Origin of the sequence: Micromonospora sp. LH3U1 (genome assembly GCF_028475105.1) — a bacterium.
Taxonomy (GTDB): domain Bacteria; phylum Actinomycetota; class Actinomycetes; order Mycobacteriales; family Micromonosporaceae; genus Micromonospora.
Genome location: NZ_CP116936.1, coordinates 6,278,007 through 6,303,066 on the forward strand (window position 1 = coordinate 6,278,007; position 25,060 = coordinate 6,303,066).

General features: G+C 71.4%; 15 protein-coding genes, 2 pseudogenes and 1 riboswitch. Of the genes and pseudogenes, 6 read left to right on the top strand and 11 right to left on the bottom strand.

The genetic code is table 11. The features are described from left to right. Window positions 1-60: 60 nt before the first annotated feature. Both PCA76_RS28755 and PCA76_RS28760 read right to left on the bottom strand, forming a co-directional pair. A complete protein-coding gene (locus PCA76_RS28755) occupies window positions 61-468 on the bottom strand; it encodes a roadblock/LC7 domain-containing protein (RefSeq protein ID WP_007465177.1) in 408 nt (135 codons plus the stop codon). Continuing rightward, window positions 465-3,595, bottom strand: a pseudogene (locus PCA76_RS28760) (sensor histidine kinase). Before PCA76_RS28760 ends, PCA76_RS28755 begins: the two are co-directional and overlap by 4 nt. A gap of 444 nt (window positions 3,596-4,039) precedes the next feature. On the opposite strand from PCA76_RS28760, the gene PCA76_RS28765 reads away from it, so the two are divergent. Further along, a complete protein-coding gene (locus PCA76_RS28765) occupies window positions 4,040-5,218 on the top strand; it encodes an ABC transporter substrate-binding protein (RefSeq protein ID WP_272613559.1) in 1,179 nt (392 codons plus the stop codon). A gap of 97 nt (window positions 5,219-5,315) precedes the next feature. Here PCA76_RS28765 and PCA76_RS28770 read toward each other — a convergent pair whose 3' ends face one another. Together PCA76_RS28770 and PCA76_RS28775 are read right to left on the bottom strand one after the other, a co-directional pair. Further along, entirely contained in the window at window positions 5,316-6,176 is an 861-nt protein-coding gene (locus PCA76_RS28770) for an ABC transporter permease (RefSeq protein ID WP_272613560.1), read from the bottom strand. A 101-nt stretch (window positions 6,177-6,277) separates the two neighbouring features. Further along, window positions 6,278-7,309 carry an ABC transporter substrate-binding protein gene (locus PCA76_RS28775; RefSeq protein ID WP_272613561.1) on the bottom strand — a complete coding sequence of 344 codons (1,032 nt, stop codon included), beginning with the start codon at window positions 7,307-7,309 and terminating at the stop codon, window positions 6,278-6,280. A 270-nt stretch (window positions 7,310-7,579) separates the two neighbouring features. Between PCA76_RS28775 and PCA76_RS28780 the strand changes: the two genes are divergently transcribed. From PCA76_RS28780 to PCA76_RS28795, 4 genes are all read left to right on the top strand, one after another. After that, on the top strand, window positions 7,580-8,365 hold the full coding sequence (locus PCA76_RS28780) for an ABC transporter ATP-binding protein (RefSeq protein WP_272613562.1): 786 nt from the start codon (window positions 7,580-7,582) through the stop codon (window positions 8,363-8,365). Between the two features lie 2 nt (window positions 8,366-8,367). Next, window positions 8,368-9,318: an LLM class F420-dependent oxidoreductase gene (locus PCA76_RS28785; RefSeq protein WP_272619706.1), complete on the top strand. Its 951-nt coding sequence runs from the start codon at window positions 8,368-8,370 to the stop codon at window positions 9,316-9,318. Further along, the gene (locus tag PCA76_RS28790) at window positions 9,315-9,623 is read left to right on the top strand and encodes a cupin domain-containing protein (RefSeq protein WP_272613563.1); all 309 of its coding nucleotides are present in this window, start codon (window positions 9,315-9,317) and stop codon (window positions 9,621-9,623) included. The genes PCA76_RS28785 and PCA76_RS28790 overlap by 4 nt, the downstream gene beginning before the upstream one ends. A 77-nt stretch (window positions 9,624-9,700) precedes the next feature. Beyond that, a complete protein-coding gene (locus tag PCA76_RS28795) occupies window positions 9,701-12,682 on the top strand; it encodes a hypothetical protein (protein ID WP_272613564.1) in 2,982 nt (993 codons plus the stop codon). 170 nt (window positions 12,683-12,852) lie between these two features. On the opposite strand, the pseudogene thiC reads toward PCA76_RS28795, so the two are convergent. The 7 genes and pseudogenes from thiC to thiE form a co-directional block, all read right to left on the bottom strand. Beyond that, a pseudogene (thiC, locus tag PCA76_RS28800) lies at window positions 12,853-14,444 on the bottom strand (phosphomethylpyrimidine synthase ThiC). 18 nt (window positions 14,445-14,462) lie between these two features. After that, window positions 14,463-15,248, bottom strand: a complete 786-nt coding sequence (gene thiD, locus PCA76_RS28805; protein ID WP_272613565.1) for a bifunctional hydroxymethylpyrimidine kinase/phosphomethylpyrimidine kinase — start codon at window positions 15,246-15,248, stop codon at window positions 14,463-14,465. An 83-nt stretch (window positions 15,249-15,331) separates the two neighbouring features. Continuing rightward, complete coding sequence (locus tag PCA76_RS28810; RefSeq protein WP_272613566.1) at window positions 15,332-16,015, bottom strand: thiamine phosphate synthase; 684 nt, start codon at window positions 16,013-16,015, stop codon at window positions 15,332-15,334. Next, on the bottom strand, window positions 16,012-16,791 hold the full coding sequence (locus PCA76_RS28815; protein WP_272613567.1) for a thiazole synthase: 780 nt from the start codon (window positions 16,789-16,791) through the stop codon (window positions 16,012-16,014). Before PCA76_RS28815 ends, PCA76_RS28810 begins: the two co-directional genes overlap by 4 nt. Then, window positions 16,788-16,988 carry a sulfur carrier protein ThiS gene (gene thiS, locus PCA76_RS28820; RefSeq protein WP_272613568.1) on the bottom strand — a complete coding sequence of 67 codons (201 nt, stop codon included), beginning with the start codon at window positions 16,986-16,988 and terminating at the stop codon, window positions 16,788-16,790. The genes PCA76_RS28815 and thiS overlap by 4 nt, the downstream gene beginning before the upstream one ends. Continuing rightward, complete coding sequence (gene thiO / locus PCA76_RS28825) at window positions 16,979-18,190, bottom strand: glycine oxidase ThiO (RefSeq protein WP_272613569.1); 1,212 nt, start codon at window positions 18,188-18,190, stop codon at window positions 16,979-16,981. Before thiO ends, thiS begins: the two co-directional genes overlap by 10 nt. Further along, window positions 18,184-18,810 (bottom strand): thiamine phosphate synthase, encoded by a 627-nt coding sequence (thiE, locus tag PCA76_RS28830; RefSeq protein ID WP_272613570.1) that lies wholly within the window; start codon window positions 18,808-18,810, stop codon window positions 18,184-18,186. Before thiE ends, thiO begins: the two co-directional genes overlap by 7 nt. Beyond that, window positions 18,805-18,914: riboswitch (TPP riboswitch) on the bottom strand. Its footprint overlaps the gene before it by 6 nt. 291 nt (window positions 18,915-19,205) lie before the next feature. On the opposite strand from thiE, the gene PCA76_RS28835 reads away from it, so the two are divergent. Continuing rightward, entirely contained in the window at window positions 19,206-25,046 is a 5,841-nt protein-coding gene (locus tag PCA76_RS28835; RefSeq protein ID WP_272613571.1) for a ThuA domain-containing protein, read from the top strand. Window positions 25,047-25,060 lie beyond the last annotated feature (14 nt).

Consider the following 25,060-nt stretch of genomic DNA (forward strand, 5'->3'; position numbering starts at 1 on the left):
CCGGTCTGCGCCGCCTCCTGCCCCTGCTTCGACGCGCGATCCGAGCGCCGCCTTCCGGTGCTAGGAGCGCACCGCGTCGCGCGGTAGCGGCACCAGCGCGGCGCCCACCCGCTCTACCAGCAGTGCCATCTCATAGCCCACCTGGCCCACGTCGCAGCTGCGCGCGGCAAGTACGGCCATCGACGAGCCGTCGCTGATCGACATCAGGAAGAGATACCCGCTGTCCATCTCGATGACTGTCTGCAACACCCCGCCCGCGCTGAACATTCGGGCTGCGCCCTCGGTCAGGCTCACCACGCCGGACGTGATCGCAGCGAGCTGGTCCGCCCGGTCCCCCGGCAGATCCCGGGAGGACGCGAGCAGCAGCCCGTCGGCGGACACCGCCACCACGTGGGCGATGCCCGCCACGCTGTCGGCGAAGTTGGTGAGCAGCCAACCCATGTCCTGCATGGCAGCTGGCCTGTTCATCGGCTCTCCTTGGTCGAGGTGCTGTTCAGGTCCGTTCCGGCCGTCCGACCGCGTTGCACACCACGGTGGTAGGCCGACAGCAGGCCACGTACTTCGTCCGGGGTCCGCCGGCTGCGGTCCCGGCCACTCTTCGGTTCGATGCCACCCGGCACCAGCTGTGCCTGCGGCGTCCGCTTGGGCAACCCGGATCGGGTGGTCCCGGCGGGGGCCGGTTCGGCGGCCCGGCTGGCCCGGGACCAGCCCTCGTCCGCCGCGGTCCGCCATGCCTCCGAATCTCCGGAGGGCGCACTGGGCGCGGCCGACGCCGTCCGGGGGCCGGAGGCGCAGCGTACGCCGGGGGTACCGCCGGCGGAGCGTTGAACCCGCTGGCGGTCGCACCGCTGCGGCCGCCCCCGGTGCCCGGCGTGGTGGTGCCGTTGGTGTTGGAACTGCCCGGGGTCCGGGTCGGCAGTGGCGGGCGTGCCGGCGCCGCGGTTGGCACAGCGGCCGCACTCGACTGACCGCCGTTGCCCGCGCGCAGGCCGGCGTCGGCCGGACCGTCGGTGGCGGACGCTGACGGCTCGTCGAAGTTGGGCCGGGTGAAGATCGCGGTGGCGTCGTCGCCGTGCGACCGGAACCAGACCGCCTCCATCTCCCGGAAGATCGGCGCCTCGGCGGGGAAGTCGGGCCGGGTGCTGACCGGTGCGGCGGGCAACGACGGCGCGGCAGGCGGTGCCACCGCGCCGGGGCCGGCGACCGGCCCGACCGGCAGGCCCGGAGCGCTGCGCGCGTCCGCGCCATCCGCGGTCGAGCCGCGCCGGGGCAGCGGGTCGATGGTCGGGTAGGCCACGGTCGGGCTGCCCATCGAGGCGCCCGCGCCGTTGCCGTACGCGGGCCGCGCCGGCAGAAGCGGGGCGGCGGGTGTCGGGGCGGCCGGCGTCGTCGAGCGTGTTCCGGTGTAGCCGCCCGCCTGCACGGCCGACGTGGTGTCCCGCGCGTCGAGCGGGGACTGCCACTGGGCCGGTGCCGGCGCGTTGGTCCGCCACTGGTCGGGCAGCGTCGCCGCCGAGGTCGCGGCACCGGCGAACTGCTCGGCGTGACCGGCCGGGGTGAGCGGCGCCTGCTCCACGGCCATCGGCTGACGCGGCCGGGTGAGCACCTGCTCGCGGCCCCGGTTGGTGGGCAGCACCACGGTGGCGGCGGGCAACGTCACCTGGGCGACGGTGCCGCCCTCGACGTTGCGGCGCAACTCCACCCGGACGCCGTAGCGGGAGGCGAGCCGACTCACCACGGCCAGACCCATCAGCCGGAACGCGGCGACGTCGACACTCGGCGGGGCGGCCAGCCGTCGGTTGAGCGAGTCGAGCTGCTCGTCGCTGAGGCCGAGCCCGCGGTCCTCGATCTGGATCAGGACGTAGTCACGGATCCGGCGACCGTCGGCGACCACGGTGGTGTTCGGCGGCGAGAACCGGGTGGCGTTGTCGAGCAACTCGGCGACGAGTCGTACCACGTCGTTGACCGCGTGCGCGGCCACCGAGATGTCGGTGTCCACCGTCCCGAACTCGATGCGGTTGTACAGCTCGACCTCGGACTGGGCGGCACGCAGTACGTCCACCACCAGCGCGTTGTCGTGACGCGGTGCGGCGGAGTCGGCACCGGCCAGGACCAGCAGGTTCTCGTCGTTGCGGCGCATTCGAGTGGCCAGGTGGTCCAGCTCGAAGAGCTGCGCCAACCGCTTCGGGTCCTCTTCGCCGCGCTCGATCGCGTCCAGCTCGCCGATCATCCGGTCGACCAGGGTCTGACTACGACGTGCCAGGTTGAGGAACATCGCGGAGACGCTGGTACGAAGCGCGGCCTGCTCAGCTGCGACCCGTACCGCCTCGCGGTGGACGACGTTGAAGGCCAGCGCCACCTGGCCGACCTCGTCACGGGTGTTGAGCTGGATCGGGTCCCGGACCTGCCGGACGATCTCCTCCACTCCGCCGTCGCCGACGCTGCCCATGTTCTGCAGCCGCTGCACGGCGTCGGGCAGGTCGTGGTTGGCCACCGAGAGCGCGCCCTCGCGCAGCCGGCGAAGCGAGTGGTTGAGCGACCGGGCCAGCACCACGGCCAGTGACACGGCGATGATCAGGGTCAGCAGCACCAGGACCGACTCGACCACGGCCTGCTGGATGACGTCCGCGCGTGCCTGGTCGGCCTGCTGGAGCAGCCGGTCCTGCAGTTGAATCTCGGCCCAGCGCATCAGGTCGTTCACGGCGCCGATGGCGGCGGTGGCGTCCTGCGCGGTAACCAGCGGGCGCTGGCCGACCGAGCGGGTGATGTCGGCGGCCACCCGGTCGGCCAGGCCGACCGCGTCACCGGAGACGGTGCTGTCGACCAGGGCGCGCTGCACCGGGTCGGCGGCCAGGGAGAAGGAGACCAGGGCCTCCTGCTGGCTGGTCAGCGTGGCCACGAAGGAGGAGAACTGCTCCGGGTCGAGCTGGCCTGTCGTCAGCGCGGTGAAGGCGACCGCTTCCTCTTCGGCGACAGAGGCCTTGGCGCGGGCGAAGGCGGACACCGCGCGGCGGCTGTCCGACAGGCTCTCGTCGCCGGGCAGCTGGGCCAGGCCGTCACCGTAGGAGACCAGGTCGGTGAGGATGACACCGTAGCGGAGCACCGCCTCGGCGACCGCCATCTGCCGGCGGTCCAGCACCTCCTGACGGGTGCCGTCCAGCGTGGACAGGTGGTCGTCGATGGCGGCCAGCCGGTCCCGCAGAGCCGCCGGCACCTCGCCGACGCGGCCTCGCTCGGCGCGGTACTCGTCCACCTGCTGCTGCGTCTTGCGGACCCGCAGGTTGTACGCGTCGGCCGGCTGCTGCGGAGTGGCCAGGTAGGCCGCCGCGGCCATCCGCTCGGCTTGGAGGTCCTGCGTGAGGGCGCTAACGTCGATGGAGAGCGCCGTCAGCGACCGGGCCCGGGTGGCGTCGAAGGCACCCTCGCCAACGGAGATGAGGCGGACCGTGGCCAGCGCGATCACTGCCGCCACCGGGACAACCAGGATCAGCGCCAGTTTCGATCGGATCCGGGCGTCCCGCAGTCTCGGCAACCGTCGGCGGGCAGGTCGACCACTGTCGCCGAGCGCGGGCAGGGTCGTCGGTCCGGTGCTCACGACATCGCCTCCGTCGTTTCTTCCCCGCCTGAACCGCCGAGCCATGCCGTAAGCGGAGGGGACCACGCGCGGCACGGCCGCGATTTCATCAGAGAAGATCCTGTTTGGGAAGCCGCAGTGAGGTAGGAAACGGTCGGATGGAGCGCATCCCGTGATCCGGGCAACTGATACCTTCATTTCCGCAAGCCCCTGAACAGGGCATGTAACTCCAGAGTGGTCACGCGTGTATGCAAAGTGAGCTTTTGCAAACATTGCGTTACCCCAGCATGTGGGATGGCCGTCCCGAAAATGCTGCCGGGGTCCGCGCTTGACCACAGCGCCGGCCATTGGCAAGGTTTTGCAGGCTTCGCGCATACCGTACGGCAGAGGAGACCCCGTCCTCCACTGAGGACGGATTAGCGGCGGTGACCGGGCAGCGCCCGCGCCCGCACCTGGAGGACTGAGTTGAGCCCCATCCGCTCCGCGACCATCGCGGCGCTCGCATCGGCCGTAGTGGCCACCACGCTCACCGGCTGCCAGTTTGGCGGAGCCGAGCAGGACACTAGTCCGATCGTGATCGCCGCCGACCTCGAACTCTCCGGCGCCGCGGCCCCGGTCGGCCGGACATACCAGCGCGCGCTGGAACTCAAGAGGGACCAGCTGAACTCCTCCGGAGCACTGAACGACCGGAAGATCGAACTGAAGGTGAAGGACAACCGTTCCGACGCCGCCGAGTCACTTCGCAACATCGCCGACTTCAGCAGCGATTCCCGGGTCAGCGCCATCATCATGGGTGGCTGCAACGAATGCGCGGTCGGCGCGGTCGGAACCATCAACGAGAAGCGGATTCCCACCATTGCGCTCGCCGCATCCGGCGCGATCGCCAGCCCGGTCGCCGAACGGCGCTACGTGTTCAAGCTGGGCCCCAACGCCGCCGACAGCGCCGCCGCGCTGACCACCGAACTGCGCCGCAACAACGTCCGCAAAGTGGGGCTGCTCATCAGCGACGACGACTATGGGCGGGAGGGCGCGACCGCGCTCAAGAGCGAGCTGGACAAGGCAAGAATCACGCTCCGTGAGCAGAAGGTCAAGACCACCGACACCGACGTCAGCCAGCAGGTCCGACAGCTCACAACGAGCAAGCCCGACGCGCTGGTCTTCTGGACCCCGCCGGAGCAGGCGACACTGGCCGCCACCAGCGCCCAGCAGACCACCTTCCGTGGGTCGCTCTTCTTCGACGCGGGTGCGGCCGGTGACCTCTTCCTCGGCGCGGCGGCCAAGGCGATCGAGCGGGCCACGCTCATCTTCACCCAGACGATGGTGATCGACGACGTGATCGCGACCACGCCGGCCAAGGCGGCGCGGCGGCAGTGGTTCCAGGACTACACCGCACGCTTCGGTGGCTACAACGGGTCGTCGTCCTTCGCCGCGGACGCCGTCCAACTGATCGCCGACGCGGAACTGCGCGCCGGTGGCGAGGTCGGGAAGGTGAACCGCAACGGCATTCGGGACGTGCTCGAGACGTCACAGATGGACGGCCTGTCCGGCCCGATCCGGATGACGCCGGACAACCACAGCGGGTTGATGCCGCAGGCGCTCACCACGCTGGTCGCCCGCAACGGCCGGTGGCGGTTGGCGGGGTAACGCCGCCCCTTCTACGTCAGCGGCGTCGACGAAACGGGCCGGCCTCCTACCGGGAGGCCGGCCCTGCGCGTTTCGCGGTTTGATCTTTCCTGACTGGTCAGCGACTGCTGGTGGTTTCCCGCACCCAGGGCAGCGCGATCCGCTCGATCACCAGGAGCGCCGAGTAGAGCAGGATGCTCACCAGCGCCACCAGCATGATCGCGGCCCACGCGGTGGCGGCGTCGCCGATTCCCGCGTACTGCAGAATGACGTACCCGAGGCCGTTCTCGCCGGCCTGGAACTCACCGATCACCGCGCCGATCGCGGCCAGGGGCATGGCCACCTTGAGCCCGACGAAGATCTGCGGCAGCGCGGCCGGGAAGCGCACCTTGCGGAACGCCTGCCAGCGGGAGGCGTTCCAGGAGCGCACCAGCTCGGCCAGGTCGGCCGGCGTGGTGGTCAGCCCGGTCGCGGTGGAGAGCACGATCGGGAAGAAACAGAGCAGGAAAACCATGGTCAGGATCGGCTTCTGACCCCAGCCGAGCGCCACCACCAGCAGCGGGCCCAGCGTGATCTTCGGCACTGCGTTCACCGCGACCAGCAGTGGGGTGAACATCCGCTCCACCGTGCGAGACGTCGCCAGGGAGAGTCCGATCAGGATGCCGGCGGCCACCGACAGGGCAAAGCCGAACACGATCTCCTTCAGCGTGGCCCAGGTGTGCTCCAGCATCTGGGCGGGCTTGTCGACGAACGCGATGAGGACGTCGCCGGGCGGCGGCAGGGCAAACGGGTGGACGAGCTCCAGCCGGGCGACCAGCCACCAAGCCGCCAGGGCGATCAGGAGGCCGGCCGCGGGCAGCAGCGCCGTCCCGGCCCGGGCCCGCAGGCCGGCACCTCGACCCGCACGCCCCGCCTCGGGGTCGGCACCCGGCGGTGGGGGTGCCGCAACCGCCGGGTCCGCTGACCGGACGTCGGTCATCTTGTCCTCCTCGAAATCCCACGGCCCCCATGGGCCGACGAGCGACGGGGGTACGCCCCACCGGAATCGGTGGGGCGTACCCCCTGGTGACGACCGGACGATCAGGCCTTCGGCGCGAGGCTGAAGTCGATGATCTGCTCGGGGGTGATGTTCTGCTTGAGCGCGCCGGCGCCCTGCAGGATGGCGATGCTCTTGGCGACCCGACCGCTGTCCAGGGTGCCGATCGCGGTGCCGGTGTTGCCGGAACGGACGTACGCGGCCATCAGCTCCAGCTCGGCGGCGGCCGAGGCCACCACGGTGGCGTCGACGTTCTTCTTCAGGATGTCGGCGGCCTCCTTGGAGTTCGCAAGGCTGTACTCGAGACCCTTGAGCAGCGCTGCGGTGAACCGCTTCACCATCTCGGGCTTCTCCTTGGCGATCTTCGAGGACGTGATCAGCACGTTGCCGTAGAGGTCCTGCATCACGTTGCTGTACGGCAGCATGACGGCCTTCTTCTTGGCCACCGCCTCGATCGTCGGCTGGCCGACGACGAACTGGCCGATGCCGTCCACCTGGCCGCCGGCCAGCGTGCCGATCAGGTTCTGCGCCTCACCGTTGACCCAGGTCACCTTGCTCGCGTCCACACCGGCGAGCCGGGCGTACGTCGGGAAGAGGTTGCGGACCACGGACCCGGGGGTGTCGGCGAGCTTCTTGCCCTCCAGGTCCTTCGGGGAGGCGATGTTCTTGCCCTCGAGAGTGGCGATGCCCGCCATCGTGCGCTGCTGGATCGCAGCCACTGCGGTGAAGTCCTTCGCCTGGCCGCTGCCGAGCTGAAGGAGGCCGCCGGTGAGGTCGATCGGGCCGAAGTCGGCCTGGCCGCCGACGACCGTCTGGATGACGCCACCGGTGCCCTGGCCGGCCTTGATCTCGACGTCGAAGCCGGCCTCCTTGAAGAAGCCCTTGTCCTTCGCCACCCAGGCGTAGGAGTCACGCCCGAAGTTGCCGAACGAGGTGAGGTATGTCACCTTCTCCAGCGTCTTGCTGTCGCCGCCCTTGGCGTCGTCGGCCGAATCCGACCCGCTGCTGCAGGCGGAGACAAGGGCGAGGGCGGTGGCCAGCGCGGCCGTAGCGACCGTACGGGTCAGCCTTCTCATCAGTGCACCATGTCCTTTCCGACCGGGGCCGCAGGCCACCGGAGGGGGTTGTCGTGGCGGGCCGGCAGGAGGGGGTGGAAGCCGGGCGCCGCCGTCGTGAGGGGACTCTTCGCGGGCACAGCGTACGAGAAACCCACCTTTGCGACGCCAGGCGTATCGGGTTGCGGAACGGAAACAACCTGACGACCACCCCGGACGGTGCGATACGCAGACAGGCCGGCTAGCCTTTGTCGGATTCCTGACCGTCCACTCAGCGGAGGTCCGCCGGAGATGATCCAACTGTCCGGGGTGTCCCGTACCTTCGAGGGCCGATCTGGCCGGGTGGAGGCGTTGCGTGGCATCAACCTCGGCGTCGCCGAAAGCGAGTTCGTCGCCATCCTCGGCCGCTCCGGCTGCGGCAAGTCCACCCTGCTGCGGCTGATCGCCGGGCTGCTCCCGCTGACCGCCGGCGAGATCACCGTGGCCGGTACGCCGATCACCCGTCCTCGCCAGGACATCGCCATGCTCTTCCAGAAGCCGGCGCTGCTGCCCTGGCGCACCGTGCTGGACAACGTCATGCTGCCGGTGGAGATCTTCGGCTGGGGCCGCGCCAAGCACCGCGAGCGGGCCCGGCAACTGCTCGACGTGGCCGGGTTGTCCGGCTTCGAGAAGCGGCTGCCGCACGAGCTCTCCGGCGGCATGCAGCAGCGGGTGTCGCTGTGCCGGTCGTTGATCGGTGAGCCCCGGGTCATGCTGATGGACGAGCCGTTCTCCGCGCTGGACGCGCTCACCCGTGAGGAACTCTCCGGCGAACTCCAGCGGGTGCACATGGAGAACAAGCCGACCATCGTCTTCGTCACCCACTCGATCGACGAGGCGGTGCTGCTCGCCGACCGGGTGGTCGTGCTGAGCCCCCGCCCCGGCCGGATCCGCAAGGTCGTCGACGTCGACATCCCCCGGCCCCGCACCCTGGGTCGCAACGCCCACCTGGCCGACGTCGCCCAGGTCAGCGCCGACCTCCACGAACTGTTGATGGAACGCGACCAGCCGGCCGCGGCCGGCGCGGAAGGGCGATGAACATGCGGGTCTCGGTCTTCACCGAGCCGAACCGGGGCGCTAGCTACGACACCCAGCTCCGCTTCGCCCAGTTGGTCGAGGCCTGCGGGTACGAAGGCTTCCTCCGCGCCGACCACTACCAGTCGATGGGCGCCGACCCGGGCCTGCCCGGCCCCACGGACGCCTGGCTGACCCTCGCCGCGCTGGCCCGGGAGACCAAGCGAATCCGGCTCGGCACCCTGGTGACGTCGGCCACCTTCCGCCTTCCCGGCCCCCTCGCGGTGATGGTCGCGCAGGTCGACCAGATGAGCGGCGGCCGGGTCGACCTGGGCATCGGCGCCGGCTGGTACGAACGCGAGCACACGTCGTACGGCATCCCGTTCCCCAGGGTCGGCGAGCGCTTCGACCGGCTGGCCGAGCAGCTCGAGGTGATCACCGGACTGTGGAAGACCCCGTCCGGCGAGACCTACAGCTTCAACGGCGACCACTACCGGCTGGTGGACGCCCCGGCCCTACCCAAGCCGGTGCAGGTGCCCGGGCCACCGATCATCGTGGGCGGGCGCGGCCCCAAGCGCACACCCGAACTGGCCGCCCGGTACGCCGACGAGTTCAACATGCCGTTCAAGTCGGTGGCGGACACCGCCGAGGCGTACGACCGGGTGCGCGAGACGTGCGAGCGCACCGGGCGGGCGGAGTCCGGGCGCGAGCCGTTGGTGCTGTCCGCCGGGATCGTCGTGGCCATCGGCCGGACCGACGCGGAGGCACAGCGGCGGGCCGCGCCGCTGCACGAGAAGAGCGCGCTTCCACCGGAGGACCCGGTGGTCGGCTCACCCGCGCAGCTCGCGCAGCGGATCGGCGAGTTCGCCGCGATCGGCGCCACCCGGGTCCACCTGCGCCTGATCGACTTCGACGACCTCGACCACCTCGAACTGATCGCCGCCGAGGTGCTCCCTCAACTGGACGGACAACGATGACCGACGTGATCGACGGAACTGAACTCGGGCCGGTAGGCCAGGAGATCGTGTTCGAGAACGACCGGGTCCGGGTCTGGCACATCCGCCTCGAACCGGGCGAGCGGCAACCGCTGCACCGGCACGACCACCCCTACCTGGTGGTGGCGGTCGAGGGTGCCAAGAACGTCATACAGACCATCGACGGCACCCGAATCGACGCCGACGAACACGCCGGCGGAGTGGTGTACCGGGACCCGGGAGCGGTGCACATGCTCACCAATGTCGGAGACACGACATACCTGGCCCGGCTGGTCGAACTCAAGTAGACCCGCCGAACGCAGGCCGACGCGCCGCGCGGCGCGCCGGTGGCGATCGGGTGTACCGGGTGCGTAACGTGCCCGACATGGCCTTTCGGACCTGGGGCAGACTGCTGCTCACGGCGCTCGGGGTGAGTGTGCTGGCCGGGGCCGGCCAGCTCGGCGTCGCGTACGGTTTCGGCATCGTCCGGCTGACCGGCGCCTTCACCGGTACGACCGTCAACCAGTGGCCGGCCCAGCTCGTCTGGGTGGGCTGGTTCGCCGCGAACGCCGCCGTCGTCGGCGCCGTCCTGACCGGCCGCCTCGCGCGCCGCGATGCTCCGGCGGCCAGCACCGGCCGGCAGTTGGCAATCGGCGGTGCGGCCGCGCTCGGTGCCACCGTCATCGCCCCGCTCTGCATGCAGCCCGCCCGCGCCGCAGAGTTGATCTCCGTCGACCCGGTCTGGGCGGTGGGCATCTGCGCCGTACTCGGTGCGGTGATCGGGGCGGGCGCGGCGATCGCCGTCCTGCTCCGGCCCGAGCTGGGCTGGAACATGGCGGCTGTGTCCGGCGCGGTCTGGCTGCTGGCGCTGATCTCCGTCCTACCGTCGCTCGGCACGGCCGGCCCGCTGCCGACCGTCCGGCTCGGAGTGCTGGAGCCGAGCTGGCTGAACGACGCCGCCGCACAACGGCTGGCGCTGCTCCTGCTGCCCACCGTGGCGCTGCTTGCCGGCGCCGCGACCGCCGGGCTGGCACGCTGGCGGGGCCAGGCTCCACTGGTCAGCGGGGCTACCGGGGTGGCCGGTCCGGTGCTGGTGGCGTTCGCCTACCTGATCGCCGGTCCGGGCGACGCCGTGGACCGCTACCAGGCCACCCCCTACTACGGCTCATTGATCGCGATCCTCGCCGGCGCGCTCGGCGCGGCCGCCGCCGCGCTGCTGCGCTGGCCGGCGCGTGCCCGCGCGGCGGATTCGCAGGCGATCGAGCCCAGCGACATCCTGCGGCCACTGCCCGCCGGCCCGGCCCTGCCCAACGCCGCGTCGAAAGATTCGGCGAACGACCGGGACACCGTCGAGCGCACCGGAGCGGAGCTGGCCAACACGGAGCCGTCGACCGGACAGCCGGCGGGCGCAGAGCTGGCCGGTGTCGCCCCAGGTCCGCGGGCCGCAGGAGACCCCGATGGGGTACGCACCGTCCCGGCCCACTGGGACTGGCCGGCGACCACCGCGAGCGGCCAACACGGTCCGACCCCCACCGCTCCGGCGAAGCCCGCATCCTGGCTGACCGATCCGACCGGTGAGTTCACCACCGGAGCGCAGACGCGCACGTCGAGCCGGGACGATGTCACCTCCCCGGCCGACACCGAGCCCTCGGCCAACACCGAGCCCTCGGCCAACACCGAGCCCTCGGCCACCGCCGACGTCAGCAGCTCGACCGGCGCCACCCCGACCAGCACCCCGGCGGGACGCGCCGATGCCGCGATTTCGACAGACGGCCCTCAGGCCGACGAGCCAACCGGCAGCGCAACGACGGGCACGAGCGGCAGGCCGACCGGTGACCGCACCATCAGCAAGAAGAACACCCCCGTCACCGACCCGGCCAGCGCGGGCCTGACCAGCGCGGGCGCACCCAGCCCCGCCACCGCCAGCGCGGGCACGAGCAGCGCGGGCACGACCAGCGCGGGCACAACCAGCGCGGGCACGGTCGATTCCCGCACGGTCGATGCACCGCTGACGGTCAAGCCGCGACGGACCCGTAAGCCGAAGGCCAACCCGGACGCCGCCACCGCTGACTCACCCGAGGGCACGCCGCCATCGGAGTCGGCGACGACCGGCGAGACGACCACCGGCCGCACCCGAAAGGTGACCCGGCCCGGCAAATCCGCCGACAGCACCAGCTCTGGCACGGCCACCGACACTCCTGTGCCCAACCAGGAGAGCCAGGGCACCCGGCCCGGCCTGACGACCGAGCCCATCCCGGCCGCTGCCTCCGGCACGACGGCGGCAGCAACCGCCCCGACCACCGCCACCGCCACCGGCACCGGCACCGGCACCGGCACCGGCACCGGCACCGGCACGACGCAAGCACCGACCACACCGGCTACCGCAACCGGCACCACGACGCAAGCACCGGCCACTCCGACCGCCCCGACGGCCCCGACCGCCCCGACCGGCAGGACGCGAGCACCGGCCGCCCCGACCACCGCAACCGACCCCACGCAAGCACCGACCACACCGGCCACCGCAAGCGGCCCTGGTGCGGAAGCCCCTGAAGCGTCGCGCACCTCGGCCGTCACCACCACCGGCCAGACGGTGCCGCCGGCCGACCCGGCCAGTGATTCCGCAGCCGCCGAGGCTGGTGGAACCGGCAGCGCGCGGACCGCCACCGAGGACGGTTCCACCGCTGGATTGTTCGGGGTCACGGCCGCCAGCGACCCGGACGCGGACCGGTGGACGCCGGCTCCGTCGGCCTGGCCGGTCACCGCCGCGTGGACAGTGCCGCCGCAGGCCGCTGATCGGGGGCCAACCGCATCCGAGCCGCTTGCCGGGCCGGTTGAGCCGACCGAGCAGACGCCGCGGCCCCGGCACCGGGCACCGCTGCCGGACTTGAGCCGGGCCAGCACATGGAACGCCTTCAACACCGCCCGCCGTGCCGGACCGACGGGGACGCAGGACAGCTCGACGGCCCAGACCACGCCGGACGGCCCGGCCGCGACCGGTGAAACGGCCGCCCCAGCGGTACGCCCGAGCATGACAGAGCCTTCGGTCGTTCCTGGTGAGGCTGGCGCTCCCACCGCCACCGGCACCGACGACCCGGTGAACATCGACGCCACACCGGCCGCTCCGACGCCCGCCAAGGTGGCGGAGCAGCCCTCCCGACGAGGACGGCTCGGCGGTCTGTTCCGTCGCAACCGGTCCCGGGACGAGGAGAGTCGGGAGACGTCGGACGCGGCGGAACCGCTGCAGACCCAGGATGAGGAGTTCGTCGACTGGGTCGCCGGTCTGAGCAAGCCGGTGGCGGACAATGAGCCGGAGCAGGAGGATGGCCGCCGGTCGCTGCGCTCCACCGGCCGGCACCACCGCGACTGACCTCACCAACGGCGCGTCGGAACGCCGATCGGTCGACCCACCTCGCTTGATCCACTCCGGTTCACTGATGTCGGGCTGTCCCACCCGCCTGGACACCGCGACATCAGTGAACCCGAGTGGATCACCCCGCACCGGGCGGACGGGCCGCGCTGCCCGGAGCGCGGGACAGGTCAGGCGAGCGGCAGGTAGACCCGGCCGCCGCCGGAGACGAACTCCTCCGACTTGCCCTTCATGCCGCGTGCCGCGTACTCCTTGAGCTCCTGGGTGATCTTCATGGAGCAGAACTTCGGGCCGCACATCGAGCAGAAGTGCGCCGTCTTCGCCGGCTCGGCGGGCATCGTCGCGTCGTGGTACGAGCGTGCCGTCTCCGGGTCCAGCGAGAGGTTGAACTGGTCCTCCCAGCGGAACTCGAACCGCGCCTTCGACAGCGCGTCGTCCCAGTCCTGGGCGCCGGGGTGCCCCTTGGCCAGGTCCGCCGCGTGCGCCGCGATCTTGTACGCGATCACGCCCGCCTTCACATCGTCACGGTCCGGAAGGCCGAGGTGCTCCTTCGGGGTGACGTAGCAGAGCATCGCGGTGCCGAACATTCCGATCATCGCGGCGCCGATCGCCGAGGTGATGTGGTCGTACGCGGGCGCGATGTCGGTGGTCAGCGGACCGAGCGTGTAGAAGGGTGCCTCGTGGCACCACTCCTGCTGGAGGTCCACGTTCTCCTTGATCTTGTGCATCGGCACGTGGCCGGGGCCCTCGATCATCACCTGGACGTCGTGCGCCCAGGCGACCTTCGTCAGCTCGCCGAGGGTGCGCAGCTCGGCGAACTGCGCCGCGTCGTTGGCGTCCGCGATCGAGCCGGGGCGCAGCCCGTCGCCGAGGGAGAAGGTCACGTCATAGCGGGCCAACAGCGCGCACAGCTCGGCGAAGTTCGTGTAGAGGAAATTCTCCTCGTGGTGCGCCAGGCACCACGCCGCCATGATCGAGCCGCCTCGGGAGACGATCCCGGTCACCCGGTCCACGGCCAGCGGCACGTACGGCAGGAGCACCCCGGCGTGCACCGTCATGTAGTCCACGCCCTGCTCGGCCTGCTCGATCACGGTTTCCCGGAACACGTCCCAGCTCAACTTCACCGGGTCACCGCCGACCTTCTCCAGCGCCTGGTAGATCGGCACCGTTCCGATCGGCACCGGCGAGTTGCGCACGATCGCCTCGCGGGTCTCGTGGATCCGCTTGCCGGTGGACAGGTCCATCACGGTGTCCGCTCCCCAGCGGGTGGCCCAGGTCAGCTTCTCCACCTCCTCGGCGACCGACGAGCTGACCGCGGAGGTGCCGATGTTGGCGTTCACCTTGACCAGGAACGCCTTCCCGATGATCGCCGGCTCGCACTCCGGATGGTTCACGTTGAGCGGCAGCACCGCCCGGCCGGCGGCGATCTCGGCCCGTACGAGCTCCGGGTCGACGTTCTCCCGGATCGCCACGAACTCCATCTCCGGCGTCACCACACCGGCCCGCGCGTACGCCAGCTGGGTGGGCCGGCGACCGTCCGTCCCGGCGAGCGGCGTGCCCGCCCCCGCACCGGCGCCACGTCACCCCGCTCGGCGATCCACGGCCCACGCAGCGGCGGCAGCCCCACCTCAGGGTCGGAACCGGGACCGGACGTGTCGTAGAGCCGCACCGGCGGATGGTCGCCGGTCAGCTCCACCTCCGCGAACGGCACCCGGACATCCGGCCGCGAACCCTCGACGTACACCTTGCCTCGTGCCTGCATGACTGCCTCCCTTGGAATTCAAGCGGACCAGCCGAAGTGGTTCAGCGGCCCGCGCCCCGCGCCCAGCTCCCAACTCCGCGCGCCGGTCAGCGCGCGGAGCACGTATTCCTTGGCGGCCCCTACCGCCGCCGGCACCGGATCGCCCAGCGCGAGCCGCACCGCGATCGCCGCCGAGAACGAGCACCCCGTGCCGTGGGTGTGCCGGGTGGCCACCCGGGGTGCGCGCAACAGGGTGGTGACGCCGCCGCCGTGCAGCACGTCGACCGCCTCGCCTCCGTCCAGGTCACCGCCCGTGACCACGACGTACTCCGGGCCGCCGGCAACGAGAGCCTCGGCGGCCACGACCATCCCGGCCACGTCGTCCACCGGGCGCCCCGTGATGGCGGCGGCCTCCGCGCAGTTCGGCGTCGCCACCCTGGCGTACGGCAGCAGCCGCTCGACCGCCTCCACCACGCCGAGCCGGTGGCCACTGGTGGCAACCAGCACCGGGTCGACGACAAGCTGGGGCAGCCGGCCGTCCCGTGCGGCCTCGGCTACCACGTCGGCGACCGCCGGGGTGCCGAGCATCCCCGTCTTGACCGCGCGGACGGTGAAGTCGGCGAGCACGCTGTCCAACTGCTCGGTGACCGTGCGCGGAGGTAGCGGCAGCACCGCGTCGACACCCCGGGTGTTCTGCGCGGTGACCGCCGTGAGGACGCTGGTGCCGTACGCGCCCAGCGCGGCGAAGACCTTGAGGTCGGCCTGGATGCCCGCGCCGCCGCCGGAGTCTGAGCCGGCGATGGTGAGGATGGTGCTCGGGGTCATCTTTCCTCTTTGGTTGCGGTTGAGGGCTGCGGGGCGTGGGTGGTTGCGGTTTGGGGCTGCGGCCGACCGTGCCCACGCAGGGATCAAGCCTGACCGCCCGGAGTGGGCACGGTCGGCCGCAGCCCCGTTCGTGGGGGCCTGCTGCCTCCGTGGCGGCTTTTAGAGGGCTTGGGGGTGACCGCCTCTTGGAAAGCATTGATCAGGGTGGTGGCTGTTTCGGTGGGGTCTTTGGCTCGCATCAGTGCGCCCAGCACTGCCACCCCGACGGCTCCTGCCTCGATGCAGGCGGTTACCTGTTCTGGGGTCTCGACTCCGCCGAGGGCCAGCAGGGGCACCGGGCTGACCTCGATCAGCTTGCGCAGCCCCTCCGGGCGCAGGGGTGGGCCGTAGCCGGGTTTCGTCCTCGTCGGCCACACCGGGGACACGGTGGCGTAGTGCTCTGTGGTCAGGCGGTCGAGCTCGGTGCGGTTGTGGCAGGAGCGGCCGACGAGTTGGTGGGTCGGTGGCGGGTACGGGCCGGCGGCCGGCAAGTGGACGGCGTCGCCGCCGAGCGGATCGGGGCCGGCCACGATGAGGGTTCCGCCGACGTCGACGAGGATCGCGCGCAGGTCGGCGGCGAGGGCCGCGCGCTCGGCGCGGGGCAGGTCCTTCTCCCGGAGCACCACCCAGCGCACTCCCCCGGCCACCGCCCCCGCCACCACCCGGTCGAGCCCGCCCCGCGCCACGAGCCGATCGGTCAACACGACAACACCGGACGGCGGGGTCACAGGTCGGGTCTTCCCTCGTCAGGTGTGGAGGGAAGCGCGTGGAAGCGACGGGCGATCCGGCCGGCGCCTGCGGCCAGTCGGCCCGCCTCGACCGCGTAGCGCATCGCGGTGGCCATCGCCACCGGGTCCGCGGCCCGGGTCACCGCGCTTGCCAGCAGCACCGCGTCGCAGCCCAATTCCATGGCGAGGGCCGCATCGGATGCGGTGCCGATGCCGGCGTCGAGGATCACCGGCACGTCCACACCCTGACGGATCAGCCGGATGTGGTGCGGGTTGCCGATGCCGAGCCCCGAACCGATCGGGGAGCCGGCCGGCATCACCGCGGCACAGCCCACGTCGGCGAGCCGGCGGGCCAGCACCGGGTCGTCGCTGGTGTACGGCAGCACGGTGAAGCCGTCGCCGACCAGTTCCTCGGCGGCGCGGAGCAGTTCCACCCCGTCGGGCAGCAGCGTCCGCTCGTCGCCGATCACCTCCAGCTTGACCCAGTCGGTGTCGAACGCGTCCCGGGCCAGCCGGGCCACCTTCACCGCCTCGGTCGCCGTGTGGCAGCCGGCGGTGTTCGGCAGCAGCCGTACCCCGCACCGGTCCAGCAGTTCCAGCAGCCCTCCGGTGGAGCCCGGCGCCGTGCCCACCCGACGCAGCGCCAGGGTGACGAGCTCGGTGCCGGACGCCCGGATCGCCTGCTCCAGCACGTGCAGGTTCGCGGCGCCGCCGGTGCCGAGGATCAGCCGTGAGGTGAACGTCTCCCCACCCAGCTCGAATGGCACGCCGCTCACCCGCCCTGCGCCGCGGTGAGCACCTCGACGCGGTCACCGTCGCGCAGCACCCGGGCCGGCCAGCCAGCCCGGGGCACCACCTCGCCGTTGACCGCGACCGCCACCCCACGCTGCTGAGGCACGACGTCGCGGACCAGGTCCGCCACCGAAACACCGTCGGGGACGCTGCGTCCGGCCCCGTTCACCGTCAACTCCACCGGTCCCCCTCCGTTGCCCGTTCAGGTCCGCCCGTCCCGACCGCCCCGGAACCGACCGAGCCGGAACCGACTCCCCCGGCACCGGCCGAGCCGGCACCGCCGAAGCGGTCGGCCCGGAAGGGCGCGAGCAGCCGGTCGGGTACGCCGGTGAGCACCAGGTCGGCGATCAGGTCGGCGGTGATCGGGGTCAGCACGATGCCGTGGCGGTGGTGCCCGGTGGCGGCCAGGACGTCCGGCCGGCCGGGTAGCGGCCCGAGGATCGGCGCGTTGTCCGGGGTGCCCGGGCGCAGCCCGGCGACCGCCTCGACCAGGTCGTACTCGGCCAGCTCGGGCAGCAGGTCGATGCCGGCGCGGAGTAGGCGCTGCACGGCACCTGCGGTGACCGTGGTGTCCGACCGCTCCTCGACCGTCGCGCCGAGCACGACCTCGCCGTCGGCGCGGGGCACCAGGTAGGCAGGCTCGCCGTCGGCGTACCCCCGGATCACGTGCCGGAAGCCCGGCGCGACGCCATCGGGCGCGCGTAGCCGGAGGATCTGGCCCTTCACCGGACGCACGGGCAGGCCGGTGAGACCGGCGGCCCCGCAGCCGGCGGCGACCACGGTGATCCGCGCGTCCACTTCGGACAGACGCTGGACCGCGTGCGGCACGAGCACCGCGCCGGCCCGCTGCGCGGCCGTGCGCAGCGCCGGCACCAGCAGTCGGGGGTCGACCTGGTGGTCGGTGGGCGCGAGCGCGCCGCCGCGCACCCGTGGGGCGAGCGCCGGCTCGCGGTCGCGCAGCTCGCTGGGGCGCAGCGGGGTCACGGGCAGACCCAAACCCTGCTGGTACGCCCAGAGCCTGCGCGCCTCGGCCAGGTCGTCGCCGGTCAGCCCGACCATGAGGGTGCCCTCGGTCCGGTAGCCGATGTCGGCGCCGGTAGCCGCCGTCAGCTCGGCGGCGAACTCCGGCCAGCGGGCGGCGGATGCCAGCAGCAGCGCGGTCAGATCCCGCTCACCGAAGTACGCCTCGGAGACCGGGGAGAGCATGCCTGCGGCCACCGCCGACGCCCCCGAGCCGGACGCCGGATCGTGGACCACCACTCGCAGCCCTCGGGCGGCGCAGCGCCAGGCGATCGCCAGCCCGATCGGCCCCGCCCCCACCACCGCGACGTCCGGCCGGACCCGGTCGCTCGATCGCGGTGACGGGAACCGGCCGGTCAGCACGTCAGAGCCTCGATCAGTTCGGCGGTCGCCCGAGCGGGGTCGGCTGCAGCGGAGAGAGCACCGACGACCGCAACCCCGTACGCCCCAGCGGCTCGCAGAGCCGGCACGTGGGCGGCGGTGACCCCGCCGATCGCGATGACCGGCACGTCCACGGCGTCGGTGACCGCGCGTACTCCCGCAGGGCCGATCGGATCCGGCAGCCCGGTCTTGGTGCTGGTGGTGTGGCACGGCCCGACACCCAGGTAGCTGGCTCCCGCCGCGACGGCCTCGGTCGCCGTTCCCGGCGCGCGGGCGGTGGCTCCCAGCACGCCGGTGGGGCCGAGCACCCGGCGGGCGGCGGCGACCGGCAGGTCGTCCGCGCCGACGTGCCCGCCGGCGGCGCCCACCGCCAGCGCCACGTGCAAGCGGTCGTTGACCAGGCAGGTCGCCCCGTACGACGCGCAGAGCGCCAGCACCCGCTGGGCCAGGTCGTACGCCTCGCGGTCGGTGGCGGAATCCTCGACCCGGACCTGCACCACCAGGTCGGCGCGGGCCGCAGTGAGGGCGGCCCGGACCACGGTGAGTGGGTCCCGGCCGGGTCGGGTGTCGGTGATCAGATGCAGTCGCCCCAGGGACGGCACGGCAACGCTCCTCCCTGCGCCGGCATTACCCGGATCAGGTTCGACGGTCGGGGGCTGTCAGCCCCCCTCTCAGCCCGGTACACCGGGCTCCCGTGGGTTACTTGCGTGTCACCGTACGACAGATCCGCGGGTCTGCCAAGGGAGGGGTCGGCGGGCCGGGGCGGCGGAATCGGTTGGGCGCTTCATCCCGGTCCTGTTCGGAATGTCGCCTGCCGTTGCAGAACCGTTACCCGCCGGCATCTTGCCGGACATTGAGCCAGCCGAATTAATTTGTTCAGCGATTCGACAAAATGTTGGCGGAGGCACCCTGGCACGGTGTCACCACCGGCTCCATCTGGGACGGTCTTCGGCGAGCCGGCTCCCGCGATTCCTGTCACTACGACATAGGAGGCGGCGTGTCCCGTTCTCGTCGTGCCCGCGTACCCATCACCGCGACCCTGATCTCCCTAGCTCTCGCCTCGACGACTCTGTTCGGGATGCCCGCTCAGGCGGCAGCACCAGCAGCCCAGGTCCCCCCGCGCGATGCGAAAGCCGCAGCCCCGGTCACCCAGGTGGTACCGAAGGCACCAAAGGCCGCGGCCGATCCCTTCTCCGTCCTGGTCTTCTCCAAGACCGCCGGCTTCCGGCACGACTCCATCCCCACCGGTGTCGCCGCCATCCAACAGCTCGGCGTCGCCAACGGATTCACCGTGGACAACTCCGAGGACGGGGCCGCATTCAGCGACGCCAACCTGGCGAAGTACAAGGCGGTGATCTGGCTCTCCACCACCGGTGACGTGCTCAACGCCGACCAGCAGGCGGCGTTCGAGCGCTACGTGAAGGCCGGCGGCGGTTACGTCGGCATCCACGCCGCCTCGGACACCGAGTACAGCTGGGCCTGGTACGGCGACCTGGTCGGCGCGTACTTCGCCAACCACCCGCAGAACCAGCAGGCCACGGTCAAGGTGGAGGACCACGCCCACCCGTCCACGGCCGGGCTGCCGGACCGCTGGTCCCGGTTCGACGAGTGGTACAACTACCAGACCAACCCCCGGCCGGACGTGCACGTGCTGGCCAGCCTGGACGAGAAGAGCTACACCCCCGGCGCCGGCGCGATGGGTGCGGACCACCCGGTCGCCTGGTGTCAGGACTATGACGGTGGTCGGTCCTGGTACACGGGCCTGGGGCACACCCGGGAGTCGTACGCCGAGCCCGAGTTCCTCTCCCACCTGCTCGGCGGCATCCGGACCGCGGCAGGTGTCGAGAACGCCGACTGCGGCGCCTCGAAGACCTCGAACTTCGAGAAGGTCACGCTGGACAGCAACACCAGCAACCCGATGGAGCTGGACATCGCCCCCGACGGGCGGGTCTTCTACATCGAGCGCGACGGTCGCGTCCAGATCGTGAAGCCGGACACCGGCAGCACCGTCACCGCCGTCGACCTGGACGTCTTCACCGGCAACGAGGACGGCCTGATCGGCATCCGACTCGACCCGGACTTCGCCACCAACAACTGGGTGTACCTCTACTACGCCCCGAACGACGGGGTCACCCGCAACCTGCTGTCCCGCTTCACGGTCACCGGCGACACCATCGACCTGGCCAGCGAGAAGCAGGTGCTGCGGGTCGACACCCAGCGCAACACCTGCTGCCACGCCGGCGGCAGCATGGCCTTCGACGGCGACGGCAACCTCTACCTGGCCACCGGTGACAACACCAACCCGTTCGAGTCGAGCGCGTACTCGCCGCTGGACGAGCGGCCGGGCCGCCAGGACTACGACTCGCAGCGCACCTCCGCCAACACCAACGACCTGCGCGGCAAGGTGATCCGGATCCACCCGGAGGACGACGGGACGTACACCGTTCCGTCGGGCAACCTCTTCGCGGCGGGCACCGAGAAGACCCGTCCCGAGATCTACGCGATGGGCTTCCGCAACCCGTTCCGGATCGGCACCGACCCGAAGACCAACACGCTGTACGTCGCGGACTACGGGCCGGACGCCAACGCCGACAACCCGAACCGAGGCCCCCGGGGTCTGGTCGAGTGGAACATCGTCACTCCTGGCAACTACGGCTGGCCGTACTGCACGGGGACGAACGAGGCGTACAACGACTACACGTTCCCGTCCGGTCCGAGTGGGGCGAAGTTCGACTGCGCGGCACCGGTGAACAACTCGCCCAACAACACCGGCCTGACCAACCTCCCGCCGGTCGTTCCGGCGACCGTCGACTACGGGTACGCCGGTGACGCGCGTTACCCGGAGATCGGCGGCGGTGGCGCCCCGATGGGCGGCCCGGTCTACCGGTACGACGCCGACCTCAACTCCAACCGCAAGTGGCCGGCGTACTACGACGGCAAGGCTCTGCTCGGCGAGTGGAACCAGAACAAGATGTACACCATGCAGGTGACCGCCGACGGCAAGTCGTTGGTGGACATCAACCAGCTGCTCACCGGCATGACCATGCTCCGGCCGATGGACTTCGAGTTCGGCCCGGACGGCGCGCTGTACCTGATCGAGTGGGGCAGCGGCTTCGGCGGCAACAACGACAACTCCGGCGTCTACCGGATCGACTACACCGCCGGTGACCGCGCGCCGATCGCGGCAGCGGCCGCCACCCCGACCTCGGGGCCGACGCCGTTGACGGTCACCTTCTCCAGCGCCGGTTCCCGGGACCCGGACGGTGGCGCGCTCACCTACGCCTGGGCCTTCGGTGACGGGCAGACCTCGACCGAGGCCAACCCGACGCACACGTACGCGACGGCGGGCAGCTACACCGCCCAGCTCACCGTCACCAACCCGAAGGGCCGTACCGCGGTGGCCAACGTGCCGATCACCGTGGGCAACACCGCACCGACGGTGACCATCGAGTTCCCGCCGGACGGTGGCTTCTTCAACTGGGGTGACCAGGTCCGCTACTCGGTCAAGGTGACCGACCCGGAGGACGGGCAGATCGACTGCGACCGGGTTCAGCTCCAGGTGCTGCTCGGTCACGACGAGCACGCCCACCCGCTGGAGCAGCACACCGGCTGCACCGGCACCGTCCAGACGTCGCTCGCCTCCGGGCACGGCGCCGAGGCGAACGTGTTCGCGGTCTTCGAGGCCACCTACACCGACGAGGGCGGCGCGGGCGGGTCCGGCCCGCTCACCGGCCGGGCGATCGAGGTCCTGCAGCCCAAGCAGAAGCAGGCCGAGTACTTCACCGCCACCGGGCGTGCGCCGGTGAACACCGGCGGCGGAGACGCCGGCGTGCAGCGGGAGACCGGCGCCGACACCGCCGGCGGTGGTCAGAACATCGCGTTCATCGAGGACGGCGACTGGTGGTCGGTCGCTCCGGCGGACCTGACCAACATCACCGAGATCCGGTTCCGGGCCGCCTCGGCCGCCGCTGGCGGTCGGATCGAGGTCCGCGCGGGTGCGGTTGACGGACCGGTGGTCGCCACGGCCATCGTGCCGACGACCGGCGCGTGGCAGACGTACACGGACGTGAGCGCGCCGGTCACCGGTGCCGCGAGCGGCTCGCTGTACTTCCTGGCCCGCGACCCGAACGGCGGGACCGGCTCGCTGTTCAACGTCAACTGGATGGACTTCATCGGCCGGGGCGTCACCGAGAACGCGCCGCCGGTGGTCAGCGCCACCGCCACCCCGGCGACCGGCACCGCGCCGGTCACCGTCGCCTTCGACGGCACGGCCACCGACGCCGAGGGGAACACCCCGCTGACGTACGCCTGGGACTTCGGTGACGGAGGCACGGCGACCACCCTGGACGCCAGCCACACCTACACCAACCCGGGCACCTTCACGGCCACCCTCACGGTGACCGACAGCAAGGGCGCCAAGTCGTACACCACGGTGCCGGTGCGGGTGAACGCGCCGGACACGTCCTGCTTCGGGGCGCGTTCGGACGACTTCAACGGCGCCAGCCTCGACAAGGGCCGGTGGACCAGCGTGGTCCGGGAGAACCAGCTCTACTCGGTCAGCGGCGGCGCGCTGCGGCTGCCCACCTCGGTGGGTGACCTCTACGGCGCTCGCAACGATGCCACCAACCTGGTGCTCCAGGCGGCTCCGACCGGCGCCTGGGAGATGACCACCAAGGTCACCCTGCCGGTGACGGCCAACTACCAGCAGGCCGGCGTACTCGTGTACGGCGATGATGACAACTACGCCAAGCTGGACCTGCTGTACAACGGCAGCCGGCGGGTGGAGTTCATCCGGGAGACGGCCGCGACGCCTCGCAACGAGGCCGCCGACAGCGCCGCCGCACCGGCCGGTGACACCGTGTACCTGCGGATCACCAGCGATGGGGCGAACCTGACCGCGGCCACCTCGGGCGACGGGCAGACCTTCACCCCGGTCGGCCGATCGGCCGCGCTCGACGGCATCACCAACCCGCGGATCGGGGTCTTCGCGCTCAACGGCGGCACCGAGGCGCCGGTGGTCGACGCTGCCTTCGACTCGTTCCTGGTCACGCCGGACGCCCCGGCCGGCCCGGTCGACCCGTCGGACGAGTTCACCGGCAGCACGTTGGACAAGTGCCGGTGGGACGCGATCCTGCGGGAGGACCCGAGCGGTTACCGGGTCACCGGTGGGGCGCTGCGCATCGACGTGCCCAACGGTGACATCTACGGCACCGACAACACCGGGCCGAAGAACTTCATCCTCCAGACCGCGCCGTCCGGCGACTGGACCCTGGAGACGAAGGTCGACGGCAGCCTGCTGAACGAGCAGTACCAGCAGGCCGGTCTGATCGTGCAGGCGGACGACGACAACTACCTGAAGTTCGACTTCATCGCGGACAACCAGGCTGGCCAGGCGGTGACGCGGCGGATCGAGTTCCGCAGCGAGATCGCCGGGGCGGTCCAGAACCCGCAGCCGGAGGCAGGCAACCTGACCGATGCCGTGTGGCATCTGCGGCTGGCTCGCACCGGCGACACGTTCACCGCTTCGTACTCGGCCGACGGGACGACCTGGACGGCGTTGACGACGCTGACCAACAGCGCCGTCGGGGCCACGCCGAAGGTCGGGCTGTTCACCCTCGGCGCCGCCCAGACGGCCTCGAAGACGGCCTCGTTCGACTACTTCCGGCTCAGCACGGAGGTGGCCGACGAGACCGCGCCGGTTACCACGGCGGCGGTTTCCGGTACCCCGACCGACGGGTGGTACACCGGGCCGGTGACGATCACGCTCACCGGTGCCGACGAGGCCGGCGGTAGCGGGCTTGCCGGTACGGCGTACCAGTTGGACGGGGCCACCACCTGGACGGCCTACACCGCACCGGTGGAGGTCAGCGGGGACGGCGAGCACGAGCTGCGGTTCCGCTCGACGGACCAGGCGGGCAACGTGGAGTCGACGAAGACCGTCTCGGTCAAGATCGACGCCACCGCGCCGGTGACCTCGGCGACGTTCGCTCCGGCGAACGACGCCGGCTGGCACAACGGGACGATCCCGGTCGTGCTGACCTCGACCGACGCCGGTTCCGGCGTCAAGACGGTCGAGTGGTCCCTGGACGGTGGCGCGTGGACGCCGTACTCGGCGCCGGTCGAGGTGACCGGTGACGGGCAGCACGAGCTGCTGTTCCGTTCGACCGACAAGGCGGGCAACGCCGAGACGCTCAAGTCGGCGGTGCTGCGCATCGACGGCACGAAGCCGACGTTGCTGGTGTCCGGGATCGCCGACGGCCAGCTCTACGGTGACAGCCAGGACGTTCGGGTGTCCTGGCAGGCCGTCGACCCGACCTCGGGCATCGCTACCGTGGTCGGCCAGTTGGACGGCAGGGCGTACGCCAGCGGCACTCTGCAGGCCATGTACGAGCTGCCGCTCGGCCTGCACGAGCTGACCGTGACCGCGACCGACAAGGCGGGCAACAAGACCACCTCGACGGTCCGGTTCTTCGTCACCACCTCGTTCCGGGACATGCAGAGCCTGCTGGACCGGTTCAAGGCGACGGGGCGGCTCTCGACCAAGGCGCACAAGCAGCTGACCAACAAGCTCGACGCCGTCCGCAAGTCCGAGGCGGCCGGCGACGACAAGGCAGCGGTGAGGCAACTGACCGCGTTCCGGACGCTCGCTGCTGACGCCACGCTGGTGGCCGAGGCGGAGATCCGGGATGTCCTGATCCGGGACGCCGACGCCATGATCGTCCGGCTCGGCGGCGCGGCCAGCAAGGCCGGCGTCAAGGCGAACGACGGCGAACCGGTCAAGGGCACCGGGCGGCTCGGTGGCGATGCCACCCGGCTCGCACCCGGTCGCCAGCTCTGATCCGACGAGGCCCC

Bases quoted from the DNA above. Each gene is read 5' to 3' on its own strand.
- PCA76_RS28775 (WP_272613561.1), bottom strand. From the start codon at position 7,309: ATGAGAAGGCTGACCCGTACGGTCGCTACGGCCGCGCTGGCCACCGCC.
- PCA76_RS28770 (WP_272613560.1), bottom strand. From the start codon at position 6,176: ATGACCGACGTCCGGTCAGCGGACCCGGCGGTTGCGGCACCCCCACCG.
- PCA76_RS28755 (WP_007465177.1), bottom strand. From the start codon at position 468: ATGAACAGGCCAGCTGCCATGCAGGACATGGGTTGGCTGCTCACCAAC.
- PCA76_RS28790 (WP_272613563.1), top strand. From the start codon at position 9,315: ATGACCGACGTGATCGACGGAACTGAACTCGGGCCGGTAGGCCAGGAG.
- PCA76_RS28785 (WP_272619706.1), top strand. From the start codon at position 8,368: ATGCGGGTCTCGGTCTTCACCGAGCCGAACCGGGGCGCTAGCTACGAC.
- thiD (WP_272613565.1), bottom strand. From the start codon at position 15,248: ATGACCCCGAGCACCATCCTCACCATCGCCGGCTCAGACTCCGGCGGC.
- PCA76_RS28795 (WP_272613564.1), top strand. From the start codon at position 9,701: ATGGCCTTTCGGACCTGGGGCAGACTGCTGCTCACGGCGCTCGGGGTG.
- PCA76_RS28780 (WP_272613562.1), top strand. From the start codon at position 7,580: ATGATCCAACTGTCCGGGGTGTCCCGTACCTTCGAGGGCCGATCTGGC.